Source organism: Paenarthrobacter sp. PH39-S1 (assembly GCF_030063245.1).
GTDB lineage: Bacteria > Actinomycetota > Actinomycetes > Actinomycetales > Micrococcaceae > Arthrobacter_M.
This window is the reverse complement of record NZ_JASISR010000004.1, coordinates 119,199-137,019: the sequence shown is the minus strand read 5'-3', so window position 1 is coordinate 137,019 and position 17,821 is coordinate 119,199. Positions and strand designations below refer to the sequence as shown.

Genomic DNA, 17,821 nt, shown 5'->3' with positions numbered 1-17,821 from the left:
AGAAGTGAGGACCATCATGAACTCAAATACCTTCAACCCGGGGCGCGTATTGGTGACCGGCGGAGCGTCGGGCCTCGGCGCCGCCGTCGTGAGCGCCGTTCTGGAAGCCGGCGGCACGCCGGTGGTGCTGGACCGCGATATCAGGAACGTGGCCGCCGCCAAGGCCTTTGAGGTGGACGTCTCGGACCGGGAAGCGGTGACGGCCGCCGTTGAACAGGCGGCCGAGACGCTTGGCGGGCTCGACGCCGTCGTCACCGCAGCCGGGACGGACCGCTGCGGCAGGCTCGACGACGTTCCGGCGGACGAGTGGGAAAAGGTGATCAGCGTCAACCTGCTGGGCACCGTCTCCGTGGTCCGCGCCGCGCTGCCGTACCTGACGTCCTCGCACGGCCGCGTGATCACCATCGCCTCAACGCTGGCCAGGCGCGGCGTCTCGGACGCGACCGCCTACTGCGCTTCAAAGTTCGGCGTACTCGGATTCAGCCAGGCACTCGCGGCGGAAACAGGGGGCCGGATCGGCGTCACTACAATCATTCCGGGCGGCATGAAGACGCACTTCTTTGACGACCGGGATGAGCAGTACAAGCCGCAGGACGATTCGCGGCTCAATGACCCGGCACGGGTGGCACAGGCCATTCTGTTTGCGCTGTCCCAACCGATCGGCTGCGAAGTGCGCGAGATGCTGATCTGTCACGAAGAAGAAGGCTCGTGGCCGTGAGGTCCCGCACGTCCCCGTAGACCGCTTCGGGTCGGATCGGTGAGACAAGGGACTCGTCATGTGCACAGCGCTCCGCCGTCCACCCAACCTGGGTGACGTCCACACCGCATACCCGGCAGTTGGTCACCCAGGAAAGGTGGAGGCGGTGCAGCGTGCGGCCAAGCGCGCCCGCGTTAATTGCATTGCCGACCCAGTAAATCCCCACCGTTGGCGTACCCACCGCCTGCGCAAGGTGACGCGGGCCGCTGTCGTTACCCAGCATGACGTCGCTGGCCACCAGCAGCGCCGTCAGCTCCCCAAGGCTCAGCCGTCCGGCCAGGGAACGCACAGCGCCGCCGTCCCCCGCCGCCAACCCGACGACGTCGTCCGCGAGCGCCTTATCCGCCTCGTCCCCGACGACGAACACCCGGCTGCCGGCTGCCGCGGCGGCCGCGGCTACTCGGGCGAACGATTCCACCGGCCAGCGGCGGCGCGCATCTGTCGCGCCCGGATGAATCGTCAGCAGCGGGGACCGGGACTGCGCGCTTCCTTGGAGCAGATCCCAGATGGTGCGCCGGGCCTCTTCCCGGGGGTGCAGCCTGGTCTCCAGGTCCACCGACGCGGCTCCGGCAAGACCGGCGACCTCGAGGGACCTCGACTGTTCATGCTGATAGTAAATGTACGGAATCGTGCGTTCCAGCCGGACGGCATCCGGGGTTCGCATGCCGACGGTGTGCCGGGCCCCCAGCCCGAGGAGAAAGGGGTTCGAATACCGTCCGCCACCGTGCAGCTGGACGGCAAGATCGAAGTTCTCCGCACGCATCCGCGCGAAGAACCCTGCCTGCGCCAGCGGATCTTCCGGCCCCGGCCGCACTCCCTCGGCGTATGGCAGCACCTCCACCCGGTGCACCGGGCTGTGCGTCTCCCCGAGCAGTGTCGCATGCACCGGCGTGCCGAGCAGCACGAGCTGGGCCTCGGGATAACACGCCGCCAGCGCCTGCAGCGCCGGCAGCGCAAACATCAGATCTCCCAGGCCCCCACCCCGCAACACGGCGATCCGGCGGACGTCGGGAAAGCGCTGCAGCAGCGGCCCCACCCCGGTTCCCCGCACCGCTCCTCCGCCAAAATCCGCAATCGGCTCGTGGTCCACGCGCTCTCCCTTCGTCAGCATTCCCGCTTCACCATAGGCCGAAGGCGCGCAGACGCGCCACCGGGAAATCTCTTGGGCACCTGCTGTCTGAATTACCTCCGGCCCGGGTAAGGAATCCCGAAGAGGCCATTAACGGCAAAACCCGGGCCGAACCGAGCGAACCGTGAGGATGCCATGACATCGTTGACCGAGCCCGCCACCTCCCCGGCCGCGGCCGTCCTCAGGGTGTACGATCCGCGCTCCGGCTCGCCAGTGGGCACGCTCGGTGCAGCTACCCGCGAAGAGGTGGCGCTGGCCCTCTCCGTGTCAAGGGCGGCCCAGCCGGACTGGACCCGGATGGACCCTCAGCGGCGCGGCGCACTGTTGCGCTCGGCCGCCAATGCCCTCGCGGAAGGCGCCGACGCGCTGGCGGAAATGAACGGCCGCGAAACGGGCCGCCCCGTTGACGAAGCACTGGCCGGTATCCGGGCCGGAGTAGCAACACTGGAGCAGCACGCGGAACTGGGGCCGGTACACCGCGGACACAGCTTGCGCGGCAGCGTCCTGGCCGCCGACTACACCGTCGCCGAGGCGCGCGGCGTGGCGGTGCTGCTGACACCGTGGAATGATCCGGTGGCCGTCGCCGCGGGTCTCATCGGTGCGGCTTTGGTGACCGGCAATACCGTGATCCACAAGCCCAGCGAGCGGTGCCCACACCTGGGTCTGCTGTTGGGCGAGCTGCTCTCCCGCGTCTTTCCGCCCGGCGTCCTCCTTACCCTGACGGGAGGCCCCGAGGTGGGTGCCATGCTGACCACCACCGATGCCGATGTCTTTGCCCACGTGGGATCGAGCGCCTCCGGGCTGCGGATAGCGCGGGCGGCGGTGCTGACGGGGGCCCACGTTGTCCGCGAGAACGGCGGCAACGACCCGCTGGTGGTGGATGCCGGCGTTGATCCCGCGTGGGCTGCGGAGCAGGCCGCCATCGGGGCCTTCAGCAACAGCGGTCAGATCTGCACGTCTGTGGAACGGATCTATGTTCATCAGGACATTGCCGATCCCTTCTGCTCCGCGCTGGCCGAGCAGGCGCGACGGCGCAACGCGGAACATCCGCTGGCCCCGCTGGTGGTCACCCGGTTGCGCGACGTCGTCCACGCCCAGGTCGCCCACGCCATCGCGCTCGGTGCCCGGGCCACTGCCGGCGGCGCCGTTCCCGCGGGGCCGGGGGCGTACTATCCGGCCACCGTGCTGCTGGGGTGCACGGAACGGATGGAGATCATGACCGAGGAAACGTTTGGTCCCGTGGCCCCGGTGCAGGTCGTGGCGGACTTCGCTGAAGGCCTCCGGCTTGCTTCCGCCGGACGCTACGGGCTGGCCGCCACGATACTGACCGGCAGCATCGAGCACGCCCACCGCGCGGTGGCCGCGCTGCCGGTGGGGACGGTGAAGATCAACGCCGTCTTCGGCGGCGCACCCGGGGGATCCGCCCAGCCCCGCGGAGCGAGCGGTGACGGATTCGGATATGGACCCGAACTGCTCGACGAATTCACCCGAGTGAAGGTGGTCCATGTCAGCATCCCGCCGGCCGCGGACACACCACCAGAGTCCCCACAGACCGACCCGGTCCAGACCGACACGGTCCAGGAGCCGCAATGAGTCCGATGATGGATCAGCGCGGGCTCACCGAATGGCTGCCCCGCAGGCTCGCGGAACTGTCTCCGAGAGTCACGGTGATCGGCGACGTCATTCTGGATGGCTGGTGGAGCGGCGTCATCGAACGACTGTGTCGGGAGGCCCCGGCACCCGTGGTGGAAATACAGCATCGGGAGTATGCCCCGGGCGGAGCCGCGAATACGGCCATGAACCTTGCGGCACTCGGTGCCCAAGTACGGCTGGTAGGGCTGGTGGGCGACGATAATGCCGGCGCCACACTCAGGCAGCTTCTCCAGCATGCCGGGGTGGACGTATCGGGGCTGGTGGCCCATACGGGTCAATCGACGACGACGAAGTGCCGCGTTCTCAGCGCCGGACAGGTCATGCTGCGGATGGATGAACCGGCGGGGAATCCCGATCCGGACGCACTGCGCCTGCTGGCGCAGCGGCTGCCGGGATGCTTGGCAACGGCTGACGCCGCCGTGATCTGCGACTACGGCCTCGGCGCTTTGACCGGGGCGGTGGCCACGGCTTTGCTCACCGAGCTGGCAAGGGGCGACGATCCCGCTGATCCCGCCGATCGGGCTGATCCTGTCGGCCGTGCGCGCCCGCTGGTGCTGGTGGATGCCCACGATCCACGCCCATGGGCCGCTCTGGAACCGGACCTCGTGACTCCCAACGCTGCGGAGGCGGCCCGGGTCATCGATCGGCCGCTTCCCGCCGGTGCCGCGCGCGCGGACCTCTTCGTCGATCACCAGCGGCAGCTGCTGACCGCAACGCGGAGCGGCGCCGCCATCGTGACCCTGGACCGTGACGGCACGGTGCTGCTCAGCCGGGACGGCACCGTTCACCGGACCTGGGCAAGACCGGCCACGGAAAAACAGGCCTCCGGGGCCGGCGATACGTTCGTCGCGGCGTTGACCATCGCCCGGGCGGCGGAACTGCCGCTGAGCACCTGCGCGGACCTCGCGCAGGCGGCGGCCGACGTCGTCGTGCTACGGCAAGGAACCTCCGTCTGCAGCACCGTGGATTTGAGCCGGCACCTAGCCGGCTTCGCCGACACTGCGCTGGACGCCGACGAACTCCTGGCTAAGATCGCCTCCGAACGTGCCGACGGGCGGCGGATCGTGCTGACAAACGGCTGTTTCGACGTGCTGCACCGCGGCCATACCCGCTATCTCAATCAGGCCAAGCAACTGGGTGACATTCTGGTGGTCGCCCTCAACAGCGACGACAGCGTGCGCCGGCTCAAGGGGCCCGACCGGCCGATCAACACCGTCGGGGACCGGGCAGCCGTCATCGCCGCGCTGAGCTGCGTGGACTATGTCACCGTCTTTGATTCCGCGACGCCAATCCCGCTGATCACGGCGCTGCGGCCGGACGTCTACGCCAAGGGCGGTGACTATACACCGGACATGCTGGAGGAGACCGGAGCGGTAGAGGTATACGGCGGCCAGGTGCGCATCCTGGACTACGTCCCGGAGCATTCGACGACGGCGGTGGTCCGGCGGATCCGGGGCTAGCTAAGCGAAGACCGCCACCAGAAAGTCCGATGCCGTTCTCCACGGCCTAAGATCCCAGGTCGCGAACCGGGACTGGCACTGAAGTCCCGCATCCGTTGCGTCGGCGAAAAACCGGTCAAAGCCGTAGCCGCGGCCCGCGCCGAAGCCTGTCACCAGGCGGCCCTGCGGAGCCAGATGCCGCTTGAGGTTTTCCAGCACCAACCCGGCGCTGCCCGGTGCGAGGAACGTCATCACGTTTCCGGCGCTGACGATAAGATCGAACGGCTCCGTGATGCCCAGGGCCGGCAAGTCCAGTTCCGCCAAATCTCCGGTCAGCCAAGTCGGGTCCGGGTGGTCCGCTTGCGCTGCCTCGATCAGTTCGGCATCCGCATCGACACCCACCACGGTATGTCCACGTCGGCCCAGCTCGCCCCCCACCCTGCCGGTACCACATCCTGCGTCCAGGATCCGGCTTCCGCGCGCAACCATCACGTCGATCAGCCTGGCCTCACCATCCAGGTCGGCGCCGTCGGCCCGCATCTTCTCGAACCGCTGGATATACCAGGCCGAGTGTCCCGGATTCGCGCGCTTTTGCACCTGCCACAATGATTCTTCCCGCATCCCGACAGCCTATGCCCTGCCGACCGAGCGCCGACACCACTCTTGTGCTCCCGCCGGGCCGTCAAGGCCGGACTCGGGGCGAGTCCCGACTCCGCTCAGGCTGCGCTGATCTACCACCGTGATCCGACTTCGGCGTTGGCAGAGATCCAGCGCAGCAGGGCGCCCAGCACCTCGCGGTCCGCCCTGTCAATGCCCTCCAACAGCTGCCGGTCGCGCTCCAGGCAGCGGGGGAATGGCGAGTCCACGAGAGCACGGCCCCGGTCACGAGGCCGCCTCAGCGCTGGCCGCCTGGTTCGCCGCCAGCCGCGTGCGGGACACGCTGACCGGCGTCGTGCTCGGCGTGGTCGTCGCCGCCATACCATCAGCCTGTCCGACAGACACCGTCTGCCGACTCTCGTCTGCCACGGGACGACCTGCCGCGGCGGCAGCTTATCTATCGGGTCCGCGGTCGGTACCGCCCGCGGATGCGCGGTCCCGGCAGTTCGCCGCAGCTTCGTCCGGAATCCGGTCGGGCGAAATGCTTCGGTTGCTGATTCCCACCGCGGAGATGACGGCGCCGACGGCGAAAAGCAGCACGGTGACGACCAGTACCCGGTGGAAGCCGCCGACGTCGAGCGCTCCGTTCACGATGACGCCGGCGAAGGCGACCGCGATCAGCCCCGCCACACGCGAGACCGCGTTATTGATGGCGGAGCCGATTCCGCTCTGTTCCGGCCGCACGGATCCCAGGATGGCAGCCGTCAGCGGGGCGACCGTGATGGAGAGCCCGAGCCCGAAGAGCATCAGGCCTGGCAGCACCTGTGTCCAGAAATTGAACGGCAGGTGCGCGGACAGCATCAGCAGGTATCCGGTTCCAGTCACCAGCGGCCCGGCGGCCATAAAGAACCGCGGACCGTGTTTCCCGGCCAGTCCACCGAACCCGCCCGCCAGCAGCAGCGACAGCACGGCTACGGGAATCGTCGCCAGGCCGGCCTCGGAGGCGGAAAGTCCCGCAACCTCCTGCAGAAAGAGCACCACCACCAGCTGGCCCAGGGAGAGGCCGGCATAGATGAAAGCCGTAGCCAGGTTCCCGATGCCGAAGTTCCGGATTCGGAACAGCCGCAGCGGCATCATCGGATTTGGAGTCCGATGTTCCCACCACAGGAACGTTCCGAAGCACAGGAGTCCGGCACCGAACGGGACCGACACCGCCGGGCTGTGCCACCCCAGCCGTTGCTGTTCGATGAGTGCAAACACCGGACCACCCAGGCCCGCCGCGGCAAGCACGGCGCCCGCAAGGTCCACCCGCACCCGCCGCGCCGCGGGTGCGGAAATTTTCAGCCGCAGCAGGAGCAGCAGCGTGGCGGCAATGGGAACGATATTGATGCCAAAGATCAGCCGCCAGCTCACGGAGTCCACCAGCAGGCCGCCCAGCAGCGGGCCGGCCACGAACGCCGTTCCCGTCCACCCTGTCCACGTGCCGATCGCCTTGGCCCGCGCAGGCCCGGTGAATGTTGCGGTGATCAGGGCGAGGGAGCTCGGCACGAGCATGGCCGCGCCGGCGCCCTGGACGGCACGGGCCGCGATGAGCAGTGCACCCGCGGGGGCCAGCGCGCAGCCAAGAGAGGCAGCGCCGAACACCAGCAGACCCACCCGGAGGATCCGCACGCGCCCGAACGCATCCGAGATGGCACCGGCAACCAGGATCAATGCGCCCAAGGTCAGCAGGTAAGCGTCGATCACCCACTGCTGCAGGGCAATGCCACCGCCCAAATCGGCCGTGATCGCCGGCAGCGCGACGTTGACGATGGCGCCATCGAGGAACGCCACGAAGGAGGCGAGGATCGCCACCAGCAGCACGGTCCGCTGCGCCGTCGTCCGCTGCGCGTGCCGCCCCGCGCTGTCGTTGGCCCCACCGGCCTGCCCGCTCATCCCGTGTCCCCTTTCGGTATTACAGTCCCTCATTATGCAGCAGCATTGTGCAGCGGCGCCTGCGGCTGTACGTACCGACCGCGAATACCCGTCCCAAAAACCAGTATGTTGCGGTCCGCCGAAGATTCGCTCGCCCAAAATCCAGAAGGAACCTTACAATGAGGCAAGGATGATCGATGGCTGTCAATTGGAGGCGGAAGATGTCCGGATATTTTGAGCTGGTTATGGCACCCGAGGGCCGTTACCGTGTGCGGTTGACGGACGGCAGGGGTGAATTGATGGCCGTATCCGTGACCTTCGAGACCAAGGCCGCCGCCGTGGCGGGAATCGCCGCCGCCCGCGAGATCGCGGGAACGGGACTGATAGTCGATCGCACCGGCGTCGAACCGGAACCCGCCTTGGGAGGACGCAGAACCGGCGCGGGGATCCAGCCCATGAAGTCATCCATCGGAGGACCTCCCTTAAGCCGGGTTGAGGGCCCTTGAACAGCCCAGCTGTTGGCCGCCAAGCCGTGGGGATCCGCGGCCGGGCTTCCGGCGCCGGCCGTTACCGGCGGTTGACGTGCGGCCCGAGGGGGAGAATGCTGACTTCAGATACAGGTAACCCAGCATCAGGGAGCGCATATGTCCTCGGCCAGCACAGCACATGTCCTCATTCTCGGAGGCGGGTACGTCGGCCTCTACACCGCCTGGGGCCTCCGCAAGGAACTGTCCCCTTCGGCGGTCAAAATCACCGTGGTTGAGCCAAACTCGTACATGACCTATCAGCCGTTGCTTCCGGAAGTCGCCGGCGGTGAACTCGATGCCGGCAGCGTCGCAGTGGATCTGGCTCGGGCGCTCAAAAACGTCGACCTGTTCAGAGGACGGCTGACCTCCCTGGACGTGAACAAGAAGTCCGCGGTACTCGAATCCATCACCGGTGCGACGGTCAGCATGGATTATGACCACGTCGTGCTGGCGCTGGGTGCGGTCACGAGGACCTTTCCGACACCGGGACTTGGGGAAAACGCCGTCGGCTTTAAAACCCTTGAAGAGGCCATCTACGTGCGCGATCAGGTGCTGGAAAACGTCGCGCTTGCGGCCGCCGCCACCGACCCGGCGGATCGCTCCAGGGCCCTGACATTCGTCTTCGTCGGCGCCGGCTACACCGGAGTGGAAGCCCTTTCCGAGCTCAACGATCTTTCTAAACTCGCCGTTGATGAATATCCTGCGCTCAGCAGATCAGAGCTCAGGTGGGTGCTCATTGAGGCACTGGAACGGGTGGCGCCGGAGGTCGGCGTCCGGCTTTCCGGGTGGACCCTATCCGAGCTGCGCCGGCGGGGCATCGACGTGCGGCTGAAGACGACGATGAAGTCGTGCGTGGAGTCCGAGGTCGTGCTGAGCGACGGCGACTCATTCTTCGCCAATACGATCGTGTGGACCGCCGGGGTCAAACCCAATCCAACGCTCGATGCAACAAATGTGCCGCGCGGCCCAAAGGGGCACGTAAATGCCAATGCCCGTCTTCAGGTCATTGACGACGACGGCGCACCGGTTGCCGGCGCGTGGGCGGCCGGGGATAACGCCCAGGTTCCGGACCTCACCGCCGAAAAGCAACCGGCGTACTATCCTCCGAACGCCCAGAATGCGGTCCGGCAGGCCAAGCTGCTGGCCAAAAACATCGCCGCGGAACTCCACGGCCGCCCGATCGCGGAATACCGCCACAAGTCGATGGGGGCCGTTGCCAGCTACGGCGTCGGGCGGGGCGCGGCGATCATCATGGGAATTGAGCTGAAGAACCGCCCAGCGTGGTTCGTGGACCGGCTGTACCACGGACTGGCCACGCCAACCTACAACCGGAAGTGGCATATTTTTGCCACCTGGCTGATGCATGCCTTCACCAAGCGCAACGTGACACCGATGAGCGCACGGGAGCACCCGAGGGAAGCATTCCGCCGCAGCATTGAGCCGACGAGGCGCTAGCGTCCGATCCCCTCCGGCGGCCGGGCTATTTCGTCAGACCGGCCCTGCGGAGCGCCTCGGCCATCGCCGTGTTTGCCGATGCCGGCCGGGTGCGTTCCGACGCTGCCGGGGCTGGAGCCGCGGTAGGCATGCTGCCCCGCTCGCCCGGGCCGGGGGTCCGTCGTGCAGCGGCGGTCCGTCGTGCAGCGGCGGTACCTGCGGCAGAGGTAACTGCCGCGGGTTGCCTCCCTCGTCCGGATTCCGCCGCTGCGGGCTCGTCCGTCAGCCGCAGCGTCAGCGCGATCCGCTTCCGGTCCGGATCAACCTCCAGCACCTTGACCCGGACCACCTGACCGGACTTCACCACCTCGTGCGGGTCGCGGACAAAGGTTGCGGACATCGCCGAGACATGCACCAGGCCGTCCTGATGTACGCCAATATCGACAAAAGCACCAAACGCGGCCACGTTGCTGACGGTCCCCTCCAGGACCATGCCGGCCCGCAGGTCGGTGATCTTTTCGATCCCCTCGGAGAACGAGGCCGTGGCGAACTTGGGGCGCGGGTCCCGGCCCGGCTTCACCAGCTCGGTGATGATGTCCCGCACCGTCGGCAGCCCGAAAACTTCATCCGTGAAGTCCTCCGGCACCAAGGTGGCGACCGCGCCTGCTCCGGCAACGACGTCGTGCGCCGTAGCGCCGGCAGCGGCGAGGATCTTCCGCGCCACCCCGTAGGCTTCGGGATGCACGCTGGTGCCGTCCAACGGCTCCGCTCCCCCACTGACGCGCAGAAATCCGGCGCACTGTTCAAACGCCTTCGCACCCAGCCGGGGCACTTTTTTGAGGTCGGATCGCTTGGCGAACGGCCCGTGTTCATTGCGGTGTGCCACGATGTTCGCGCTCAGCAGCGTCCCCACGCCGGCCACCCGGGCCAACAGGGCGGGCGAGGCGGTGTTCACGTCCACGCCCACCGCGTTCACGCAGTCCTCCACCACCGCATCCAGTGCCCGGTCCAGCTTCACAGGCGCCAGATCGTGCTGGTATTGACCCACGCCGATGGACTTCGGTTCAATCTTGACCAGCTCGGCCAGCGGATCCTGCAGCCGGCGGGCTATGGAAACGGCACCGCGCAGCGACACATCCATGTCCGGCAGCTCCGCGGAGGCAAGCGCGGAGGCGGAATATACCGAGGCTCCCGCTTCGGAAACAACCAGCTTGGCGACCATCCGGGCGGGGTTCTGCCGCATAAGTTCGGTGATCAACTCGGCGGTCAGTTTGTCCGTTTCCCGGGACGCGGTCCCATTGCCGATGGCAATAAGTTCGACGGCGTGGGACCGGGCCAGGCGCGCCAGGACCACCAGCGCGTCGTCCCATTTCCGGGCCGGGGCATGCGGATAAATGGTGTCCGTGGCGACGACCTTACCGGTGCCGTTCACCACGGCGACCTTCACCCCCGTGCGCAACCCCGGATCGAGTCCCAGGGTGTTCCGGTTGCCCGCCGGCGCCGCCAGCAGCACGTCGCGAAGGTTTGCCGCGAACACCCGGACAGCTTCCTCCTCCGCTGCCAGGAACAGCCGGGTCCGCAGATCGCCGGCAAGCCGGATGAGCAGCCGTGACCGCCACGCAAGCTGTACGGTCTGGGCCAGCCACGCATCGGCCGGGCGCCCGCGGTCGCTGATCCGCAACGAGCGTGCGACGGCGCTCTCGTAACGGGCCCGGACGGCGGCAAGGGCTTCGGGATCGCGCGGATCCGCCTCCGCCACGTCCAGCTGGAGGACGCCTGCCTTTTCACCCCGCAGCAGGGCCAGCACCCGGTGCGAGGGCAACGCGTGCAAAGGCTGCGTAAAATCGAAATAGTCCTTGAACTTTGCGCCCTCAAACTCCTGACCGGGCTTGACCTGCGCCCGCAGCCTGCCCTGCTTCCAGAGCCGCTCGCGCAGCTCGTTCAGGAGCGTGGCATCCTGGCCGGCCCGCTCGGTCAGGATGGCCCTGGCGCCGGCCAGGGCCTCCGCCGAATCGTTGATGCCGTGCTCGGGATTTAGGTATCTGGCCCCTTCCCGTTCCGGACCCAGCTGCGGGTTCAGCAAGAGCGCGTCGGCCAGCGGTTCCAGTCCAGCCGCACGGGCGATCTGCGCCTTAGTCCGGCGCTTGGACTTGAACGGAAGGTACAGATCCTCCAGTGCGGACTTCGTTCCGGCCGCGGCGACGGCGCCCCGAAGCTCCGCGGTCAGCTTGCCCTGGGCGTCGATGGACTCCAGTACCGCCCGGCGGCGGTCTTCGAGCTCCCGGAGGTAGCGCAGCCGTTCTTCCAGGTCGCGCAGCTGTGCGTCGTCAAGGGTGCCCGTAGCCTCCTTACGGTAGCGGGCCACGAACGGCACCGTTGCACCGCCGTCGAGCAGGTTAACCGCAGCCTTGACCTGCCACGGGTTCACCCCGAGCTCCGCAGCGATCCGGGCATGGATACTGCTGTTCAGGCTTTCCGTCGTCTGTGTCACCCGATCCATTTTGCCCTACAGCGGCGCGCATCCGCATCCCGCGCAATGCCGGGGACGCCGCCGCACCGCGGCCCCGCCAATCCGGACCATCCGGACCCCACGGCGCCCGGCGTCACTTACGGTGCGCGTTTTCCGCCGACCACCTTGCCGATGAAAATCTCGAACTCACTGAGCCAGGTGGCCCAGAAACTGCGCCGTCGATTCGACGGTGACCTCGACGTCGTCGGCCATCAGTCCGTCCTTGAACTGGATGTAGGCCTCCGGAATGGAGGAGGGGGGTGTACTCCGGCGTGACAAACGTCAGCGCGTCAACGCCGGCGACGGCGTCCTTGAGCGCCAAGCCCTCCGGCGGCTAGTCGGCGTCAAAATCGTGGTCCGGAGGTAACTCTCAATTTAGTTCTCCGGCCGGTGCCCGGATAGGGGCGAAGCGGCGCTGGGTTGGGTTTCAGGCATCTGCAGGGACGACCGCAGCGCCGGCCACGCGGCCGCCAGCCCCGGGTGCAGCGCAAGTCCGGCGACGGCGGCCACGGGGACCCACAGCAGCTCGAGGCTCTCCGGATCCGAAATTTCGGGCTCAAAGGTCTCCAGGACGCGGGCGACGACGGTGGTGTAGGCCCAGTAGCCGACATCAAAGACCGAGGTGAAAAGCACGTTCAGGCGCGCCGCCGGAACCGCGGCTTCTTCGTGCGCCTCGCGCAAGGCTCCAGCCACCGGATCCTCTCCCTCGTGCAGGGCTCCCCCCGGCAGCCCCCACGTCCCGCCGCGGTCGCTCCACATGGCGCGGAGCTGCAGCAGGACGCCGCGGTCCACATCGTGGGCGAGCAATCCGGCCGCACCAAATCTCCCCCAGAATCTGCCGTGCTCGCCGTCCACCCACGCGTCACCGGGATCGCGGGGACCAGCCAGACGGGGATGTCCACCGGCTGCTGGCGATGTCGGATCAATCATGGTTCCAGACTCTCACACGCTCACGCGTGGTTTCCCTGCTTCACCTCGTCCCGACCTTCCGGGTAGTGACCGGAGAGCAGAGACGCGCGGTATCCTTACCCAACCGCAGTGGCATTAAACAAGCCGTGTCCCCCTAAACAGGGGCCACACAACGAACCCGTCCGGGTGTTCCGCCGAAGGCGAAAAAGGGGATCCATGGCCATCACGAACTGGCATACCCAACACCAGCAGTCTTTGACCGCGGGTCAGCGGGGCGCCGATGCACTTCGCAATGGCATGGGCAGCTGGCCTTTCATCGCGGCCTTCATCATCGCAATGGTTCTCTGGGCGGCTGTTAATTCCATCGTGCTGGTCAACAATTCCTGGGACCCCTACCCCTACATACTGCTAAACCTCTTTTTGTCGATGCTGGCAGGTCTGCAAGGGGCAATACTTCTCATTTCCGCCAAACGACAGGGCGCCATCAGCTCGGCCATGGCCATGGCCAAACATGACTATGACACGAACGTAGCCGCAAAGGTCGAAATTGACCGCCTATCCAGCTCGGCGAACAGCATAGGGAAATGATGACCGAGCTGCGCACCATGCTGCTGCAGATGACCGGTCCGCAGCACACCGGATCGGGCGGTCACGTCAACCCAACGGATTAGCGCTCTGCGCCGGAACTCCGTAGCTTGCGGGATGGGACGCCTTGATGTGCCCGGGGCCGCGTCAATGTGCGTATCCGGACTTACACCTGCCGGCGGAGCACTTCCCATTCGGCCATCAGATGGGGCAACCGTATGTCCAGGAACCGGTAAAACCGCGCCATGTCCCGCACCCGCGACGTCGTCGTCGAGGACGGATCGTCCAGGGCGTCGATCGCCCTGTCGGCGAGCCCGGCAAGCGCACCGTACACCCGGCTCTCGCTGGCGGCCGCGGCGTACCAGGGGTCCTCGGGAAGTTCGTAGCGGTCACGGCGGCTGCCCGACTGCGCCACCCGCCTGATGATGCCAATGGTCTGCAGATACCGGACGGCACCGGAGATGCCGGCCGCGCTTACCTCCAGCCGCTGCGCGAGTTCCGAGGCCGTGAGGGCGCCGTCGTCGGACACCATGAGGGACATCAGCACGCGGGCGGGCATCTTCGGGAACCCCGCCGACGCCAGAACGGCCGCTGATTGCTCGACGGCGGCCCGCAGCGCCTGTTCATCTCTTGCCATCTGTTGTGTCCATTTCTCCGGGTTTTCGAGGATCCAGGATCCACTTCCCGGGCTTCACCTCCCAGGGTTGACGCCCCCAACTAGGTAGCAGTTATGGCACTCAAAACGCGTTTTGAGTGCCATAACTGCTACCTAGTTGGGTTTGAGTTCGCGCTGGCGCATAACCGCCACGGCAACGGCCGCGGCGGCAAGGGCGATGACGAGCATCCACGCTCCGTCGCTCCAGTCCGTGCTCCCGCCAACTGGCACCGGCGTATGGGTGAACGGCGAGAGGTTCCGCGCCCACTCCGGCACGCCGAGCAGGGCCCCGAAGAAACCGAGGAAAACGCCGATCCCGACTAATGTCCAGCCCAGGCTGATCGTCAGGCCGGGCAGTAGGACGAAGAGCAGTGCGAGCACGCCCAGATACACCAGCGCAGCCGGCAACTGGGCGACGGCGGCGGCGAATGAATCGCCGACCCGCGCCGGGTCGCCGCCGACGGCGAGCGCGCTCAGGCTGGAAACGACGGCCCCGGAGAAAAGCACCAGCACGATCGCCGCGGTGCCCAGCAGCAGATAATCTCCGAACCAGCGCGTGCGGTCGACCGGCGCGGTCAGAATGAGTTCGGCCGTCCCGGCGGTCTCCTCCTGGCGCATCCGGATAACCGTCTGCGTCGAGCAGGCCGCGGCGAGGACACCCACCAGGGAAAACATGACCGATATGAGCAACTGGTCCACTGATCCGCCGCCGCCTTGGTCCATATCCCGCAGCACCTTGGTCACCGTCGGATCGGCGCTGGCCGCCTGTTCCGCAAGCTTGGACAGCGTGCCGGCGAGCAGTCCGGTGGCGGCCCCGCCGATGCACCAGCCGATGATGGTGGGCAGCTGCAGCCGCCATGCGAGTGTGAGCGGGCCGGAGAGGTCGCCCCTCGCGTTCACCCTGCCCGCCCTGCCGGCCAGGAGGCTCGCCCCGCTGTCACGGTGCGCCTGCAGCAGGAATAGGGCCACCAGGCAGACGGCCGCGAGCGCAGCGCTGAGCAGCAGTGGAGTGAGATTGTTGGACGCGTATGCCCCCGTCTGCTGACCCCAGCCGATGGGCGAGAGCCAGCTTGTCCAAGCCGGCGTCAGATGGATCCCGTCCGCGCCCGGTCGGCCGAGTGCGTCGCCTAAGCCGCGGACGACGTACGCCAGGCCGACGGCGCCGGCTGCGACCGCGTTGGCGCCGCGGGAGGTGCGCATGAACTGGGCGGCCGGCAGCCCGACCCCAAGGAAGCAAACACCCGTCGCCGCAACCGCAGCACCAGTCACGACCGAGCCGTACGCATCGAGCCTGCCGGCGGTGAAGGCGAGGGCAACGACGCCGCCGAGCACCACATTCGCCAGGAAACCGTGGATGAGCGTGGCGACGGTTGGCGTAGTCCTGGCAGCAGGGGTCGCGGCAATCATTTCCGCCCGGCCGGATTCTTCCTCGGCGCGGGAATGCCGGACCGCGAGAAAGGTGCTCATGAACCCGGCCAGCAGCGCAAGGAAGGTAAAGATCTCGAAGAATACGAAGGCATCCAGCCTTCCTCCCTGCGGGGTCCCCCGCAGCATCAGAATCGAGGGATTGGCGATGGCGAGCCGGAGTATGTTCTCCCGGCCGGCATAATCTCCGTACGTCTGCGCGACGGCGGAGGCGGAGACGACGGCGAGGAGCCCGATGCCGGCAATCCAGATGGTCAACTGCCAGCGGTCCCGCCGTGCGCGTTGGCGCAGCAGCACTGACAGCGTGCTCATCGTGCGGTCGCCTTCACGCCGTCTGCGGCCAGCTCTTCACCATAGTGGCGCAGGAAAAGCTCCTCGAGCGAGGGCGGATTCACCGTCAGCCCCTGTACGTCGAGAGTGGCGAGCACCGGCAGCACGGCATTGATCTTGTCGCTGCCGACGGAAAACCTGACCCGGCCCGCCGCCACCGTGAGGTCGTGGCTGGCCGGGATGTGCGCCAGCTGTTCCTGACTGATCCCCTCGGCAGCGAACGAAATTTCGGTGCGTGTCAGATGGCGCAGTTCCGCCAGACTGCCGGACTCGACCGTCCTGCCGGCGCGGATGATGGTTACCCTGCTGCACAGCTGCTCCACTTCGGAGAGAATATGACTGGAAAGGAGGACGGTGGAACCTGCGGCCGCGGCGTGCGCAATCTCCTGGTTGAAGACCGCTTCCATAATGGGGTCCAGCCCACTGGTCGGTTCGTCCAAGATGTACAGCTCAGCAGGCGTGGCGAAAGCGGCGATCAACGCGACCTTCTGCCGGTTCCCCTTCGAATAGGTGCGGCCCTTCTTCGTCGGGTCGAACTGAAACACTTCAGTCAGCCGCGACTTCCTGGCCGCGTAGTATGCCTTGTCAGCGGTTCCGCCGCGCAACCGGCTGATCAGGTCGATGGCCTCGCCGCCGGACAGGTTCGGCCACAGATTGACGTCCCCGGGCACATAGCCGATGCGCCGGTGAAGCTCCACGGCGTCGTTCCACGGGTCCTGCCCGAAGACCGCGGCGGACCCGGAGCTGGACCGCGCCAAGCCGAGCAAGACCCGGATGGTGGTCGATTTGCCGGAGCCGTTCGGCCCGAGAAAACCGTGGACTTCGCCCGCGGAAACTTTCAGATCGAGCCCGTCCAGCGCCTGCACGCGGCCAAAACGCTTGACCAGATTGCGTGTCTTGATGACCGTGTCCATACGTCTCAAGCTACGCTCATTTCACAAACTTGTGAATCTTCCTAAGACGCTGCTCCTGCCCGGACTGGTCGGGCGGCAGCCGGAACGTTCGGGACCGCCGGTCCTGCCTTGACTGGCCGGCAACGGCGGGGCCCGTGGCCGCGCGGCCATCCGGCGGTTATTCATCAGCGACGCTGCGCAGCCGCTGCCTGCACGTCTGCCACGACGCCGTCGTCCAGTGCGGCCCGGACACAGGCCGCCGCCAGCCGCGGCAGCTCATCGACACCGACAAGGCCGGCCAGACCCGCGGCAGCGGCCGGCAGCCCAAGCCGGGTTGCGCCGTCGGCCACCTTTTGATCCAGAAAAGGGGCGAGGTCCGTCCAGACGGCTTGGATTTCACGGCAAAAAATCGCCGCTCCCACGGGCCCAATGCCGGGAAACTCCTGCAGACCCTTGATCAGCCCAGGCGTGCCCTCTGCGGCACTATGGAGCCGCCGCAGATCTCCACGGTATTTCGCCGTCAAAAGCTCAGCTCCGTCCCCCAACATGGTCGCCGTTCGCTCGTCATAGCGGCGGTAATGACCCCGCCCCAGAGCGTCGACACGCTGCTGCCAACTGGCCGCGCTCATCGCCTGTGGCGTCCGGAACCCGGCGGCGAACAGCTCATGCGCCGCGGCGACCGCAACGGAAGCACTAATTCTGGCCGACAACAGAGTGGACAACACCAGCAACTGGTACAACGGCGCCGGCGCATCCTTGACGGTAATCCCCGCTTCCTGCGCATAGGTGCGCCCATAGCGTTTCAGCAGCACGGCGACCGTCCTGTCCTGGGCCTTCGTCATGGAAAATCCTCTCGGTTGCGGATTCTCGTGACTCTACGCCCCGATGGCGGATGGTTGGAGAGGGCGTGGCTAAAGCTGGCCAAGATCGGCGCCTGGCGGTTTGATGGTTGTGCTGTCAGCCGACCAGGCCAATCCGCCGACGGATCAGAATGAGTAGCGGGTTCATCGCCCGGTCTCTGGTCGCCGCCGTGCTTCGAACCACAGCAGCCAGCCCAGCACCGCG

Annotated in this window: 17 protein-coding genes; 6 read left to right on the top strand and 11 right to left on the bottom strand. The window is 66.9% G+C overall.

Annotated features, from left to right (window positions below; translation table 11 throughout):
• The first annotated feature begins 16 nt into the window (after window positions 1-16).
• Window positions 17-718 carry an SDR family oxidoreductase gene (locus QMG52_RS04340; protein WP_283559201.1) on the top strand — a complete coding sequence of 234 codons (702 nt, stop codon included), beginning with the start codon at window positions 17-19 and terminating at the stop codon, window positions 716-718.
• Here the strand turns inward: QMG52_RS04340 and QMG52_RS04335 are convergent.
• Complete coding sequence (locus QMG52_RS04335; RefSeq protein WP_283559200.1) at window positions 606-1,868, bottom strand: glycosyltransferase family 9 protein; 1,263 nt, start codon at window positions 1,866-1,868, stop codon at window positions 606-608. The genes QMG52_RS04340 and QMG52_RS04335 overlap by 113 nt on opposite strands.
• Before the next feature lie 153 nt (window positions 1,869-2,021).
• Here QMG52_RS04335 and QMG52_RS04330 point away from each other — a divergent pair, with 153 nt between their 5' ends.
• Together QMG52_RS04330 and rfaE2 are read left to right on the top strand one after the other, a co-directional pair.
• Window positions 2,022-3,479, top strand: coding sequence for an aldehyde dehydrogenase family protein (locus tag QMG52_RS04330; RefSeq protein WP_283559199.1), 1,458 nt, complete (start codon window positions 2,022-2,024; stop codon window positions 3,477-3,479).
• A complete protein-coding gene (gene rfaE2, locus QMG52_RS04325) occupies window positions 3,476-4,999 on the top strand; it encodes a D-glycero-beta-D-manno-heptose 1-phosphate adenylyltransferase (protein WP_283559198.1) in 1,524 nt (507 codons plus the stop codon). The genes QMG52_RS04330 and rfaE2 overlap by 4 nt, the downstream gene beginning before the upstream one ends.
• Here rfaE2 and QMG52_RS04320 read toward each other — a convergent pair whose 3' ends face one another.
• The 3 genes from QMG52_RS04320 to QMG52_RS04310 all read right to left on the bottom strand — a co-directional run bounded on the left by QMG52_RS04320 (window position 5,000) and on the right by QMG52_RS04310 (window position 7,510).
• Window positions 5,000-5,599, bottom strand: a complete 600-nt coding sequence (locus tag QMG52_RS04320; RefSeq protein WP_283559197.1) for a class I SAM-dependent methyltransferase — start codon at window positions 5,597-5,599, stop codon at window positions 5,000-5,002.
• Between the two features lie 110 nt (window positions 5,600-5,709).
• On the bottom strand, window positions 5,710-5,844 hold the full coding sequence (locus QMG52_RS04315; protein WP_283559196.1) for a hypothetical protein: 135 nt from the start codon (window positions 5,842-5,844) through the stop codon (window positions 5,710-5,712).
• A 184-nt stretch (window positions 5,845-6,028) separates the two neighbouring features.
• The gene (locus QMG52_RS04310; RefSeq protein ID WP_283559195.1) at window positions 6,029-7,510 is read right to left on the bottom strand and encodes an MFS transporter; all 1,482 of its coding nucleotides are present in this window, start codon (window positions 7,508-7,510) and stop codon (window positions 6,029-6,031) included.
• Between the two features lie 200 nt (window positions 7,511-7,710).
• Between QMG52_RS04310 and QMG52_RS04305 the strand changes: the two genes are divergently transcribed.
• Complete coding sequence (locus tag QMG52_RS04305; protein ID WP_283559246.1) at window positions 7,711-7,995, top strand: DUF1508 domain-containing protein; 285 nt, start codon at window positions 7,711-7,713, stop codon at window positions 7,993-7,995.
• 138 nt (window positions 7,996-8,133) lie between these two features.
• A complete protein-coding gene (locus QMG52_RS04300) occupies window positions 8,134-9,471 on the top strand; it encodes an NAD(P)/FAD-dependent oxidoreductase (protein ID WP_283559194.1) in 1,338 nt (445 codons plus the stop codon).
• A gap of 25 nt (window positions 9,472-9,496) precedes the next feature.
• On the opposite strand, the gene QMG52_RS04295 is transcribed toward QMG52_RS04300, so the two are convergent.
• The 3 genes from QMG52_RS04295 to QMG52_RS04285 all read right to left on the bottom strand — a co-directional run bounded on the left by QMG52_RS04295 (window position 9,497) and on the right by QMG52_RS04285 (window position 12,889).
• Window positions 9,497-11,941, bottom strand: a complete 2,445-nt coding sequence (locus QMG52_RS04295; RefSeq protein ID WP_283559193.1) for a Tex family protein — start codon at window positions 11,939-11,941, stop codon at window positions 9,497-9,499.
• Between the two features lie 165 nt (window positions 11,942-12,106).
• Window positions 12,107-12,238: a hypothetical protein gene (locus QMG52_RS04290; RefSeq protein ID WP_283559192.1), complete on the bottom strand. Its 132-nt coding sequence runs from the start codon at window positions 12,236-12,238 to the stop codon at window positions 12,107-12,109.
• Window positions 12,239-12,334: 96 nt separating this feature from the next.
• Window positions 12,335-12,889, bottom strand: a complete 555-nt coding sequence (locus QMG52_RS04285; protein ID WP_283559191.1) for an NUDIX domain-containing protein — start codon at window positions 12,887-12,889, stop codon at window positions 12,335-12,337.
• Window positions 12,890-13,084: 195 nt separating this feature from the next.
• Between QMG52_RS04285 and QMG52_RS04280 the strand changes: the two genes are divergently transcribed.
• Window positions 13,085-13,456, top strand: coding sequence for a DUF1003 domain-containing protein (locus tag QMG52_RS04280; protein ID WP_283559190.1), 372 nt, complete (start codon window positions 13,085-13,087; stop codon window positions 13,454-13,456).
• Window positions 13,457-13,619: 163 nt separating this feature from the next.
• Here QMG52_RS04280 and QMG52_RS04275 read toward each other — a convergent pair whose 3' ends face one another.
• The 4 genes from QMG52_RS04275 to QMG52_RS04260 all read right to left on the bottom strand — a co-directional run bounded on the left by QMG52_RS04275 (window position 13,620) and on the right by QMG52_RS04260 (window position 17,598).
• Window positions 13,620-14,090, bottom strand: coding sequence for a GbsR/MarR family transcriptional regulator (locus tag QMG52_RS04275; RefSeq protein WP_283559189.1), 471 nt, complete (start codon window positions 14,088-14,090; stop codon window positions 13,620-13,622).
• 132 nt (window positions 14,091-14,222) lie between these two features.
• The gene (locus QMG52_RS04270; protein WP_283559188.1) at window positions 14,223-15,845 is read right to left on the bottom strand and encodes an ABC transporter permease; all 1,623 of its coding nucleotides are present in this window, start codon (window positions 15,843-15,845) and stop codon (window positions 14,223-14,225) included.
• Window positions 15,842-16,777: an ABC transporter ATP-binding protein gene (locus QMG52_RS04265; RefSeq protein ID WP_283559245.1), complete on the bottom strand. Its 936-nt coding sequence runs from the start codon at window positions 16,775-16,777 to the stop codon at window positions 15,842-15,844. Before QMG52_RS04265 ends, QMG52_RS04270 begins: the two co-directional genes overlap by 4 nt.
• Before the next feature lie 164 nt (window positions 16,778-16,941).
• Window positions 16,942-17,598 carry an HhH-GDP family DNA glycosylase gene (locus QMG52_RS04260; RefSeq protein WP_283559187.1) on the bottom strand — a complete coding sequence of 219 codons (657 nt, stop codon included), beginning with the start codon at window positions 17,596-17,598 and terminating at the stop codon, window positions 16,942-16,944.
• Window positions 17,599-17,821 lie beyond the last annotated feature (223 nt).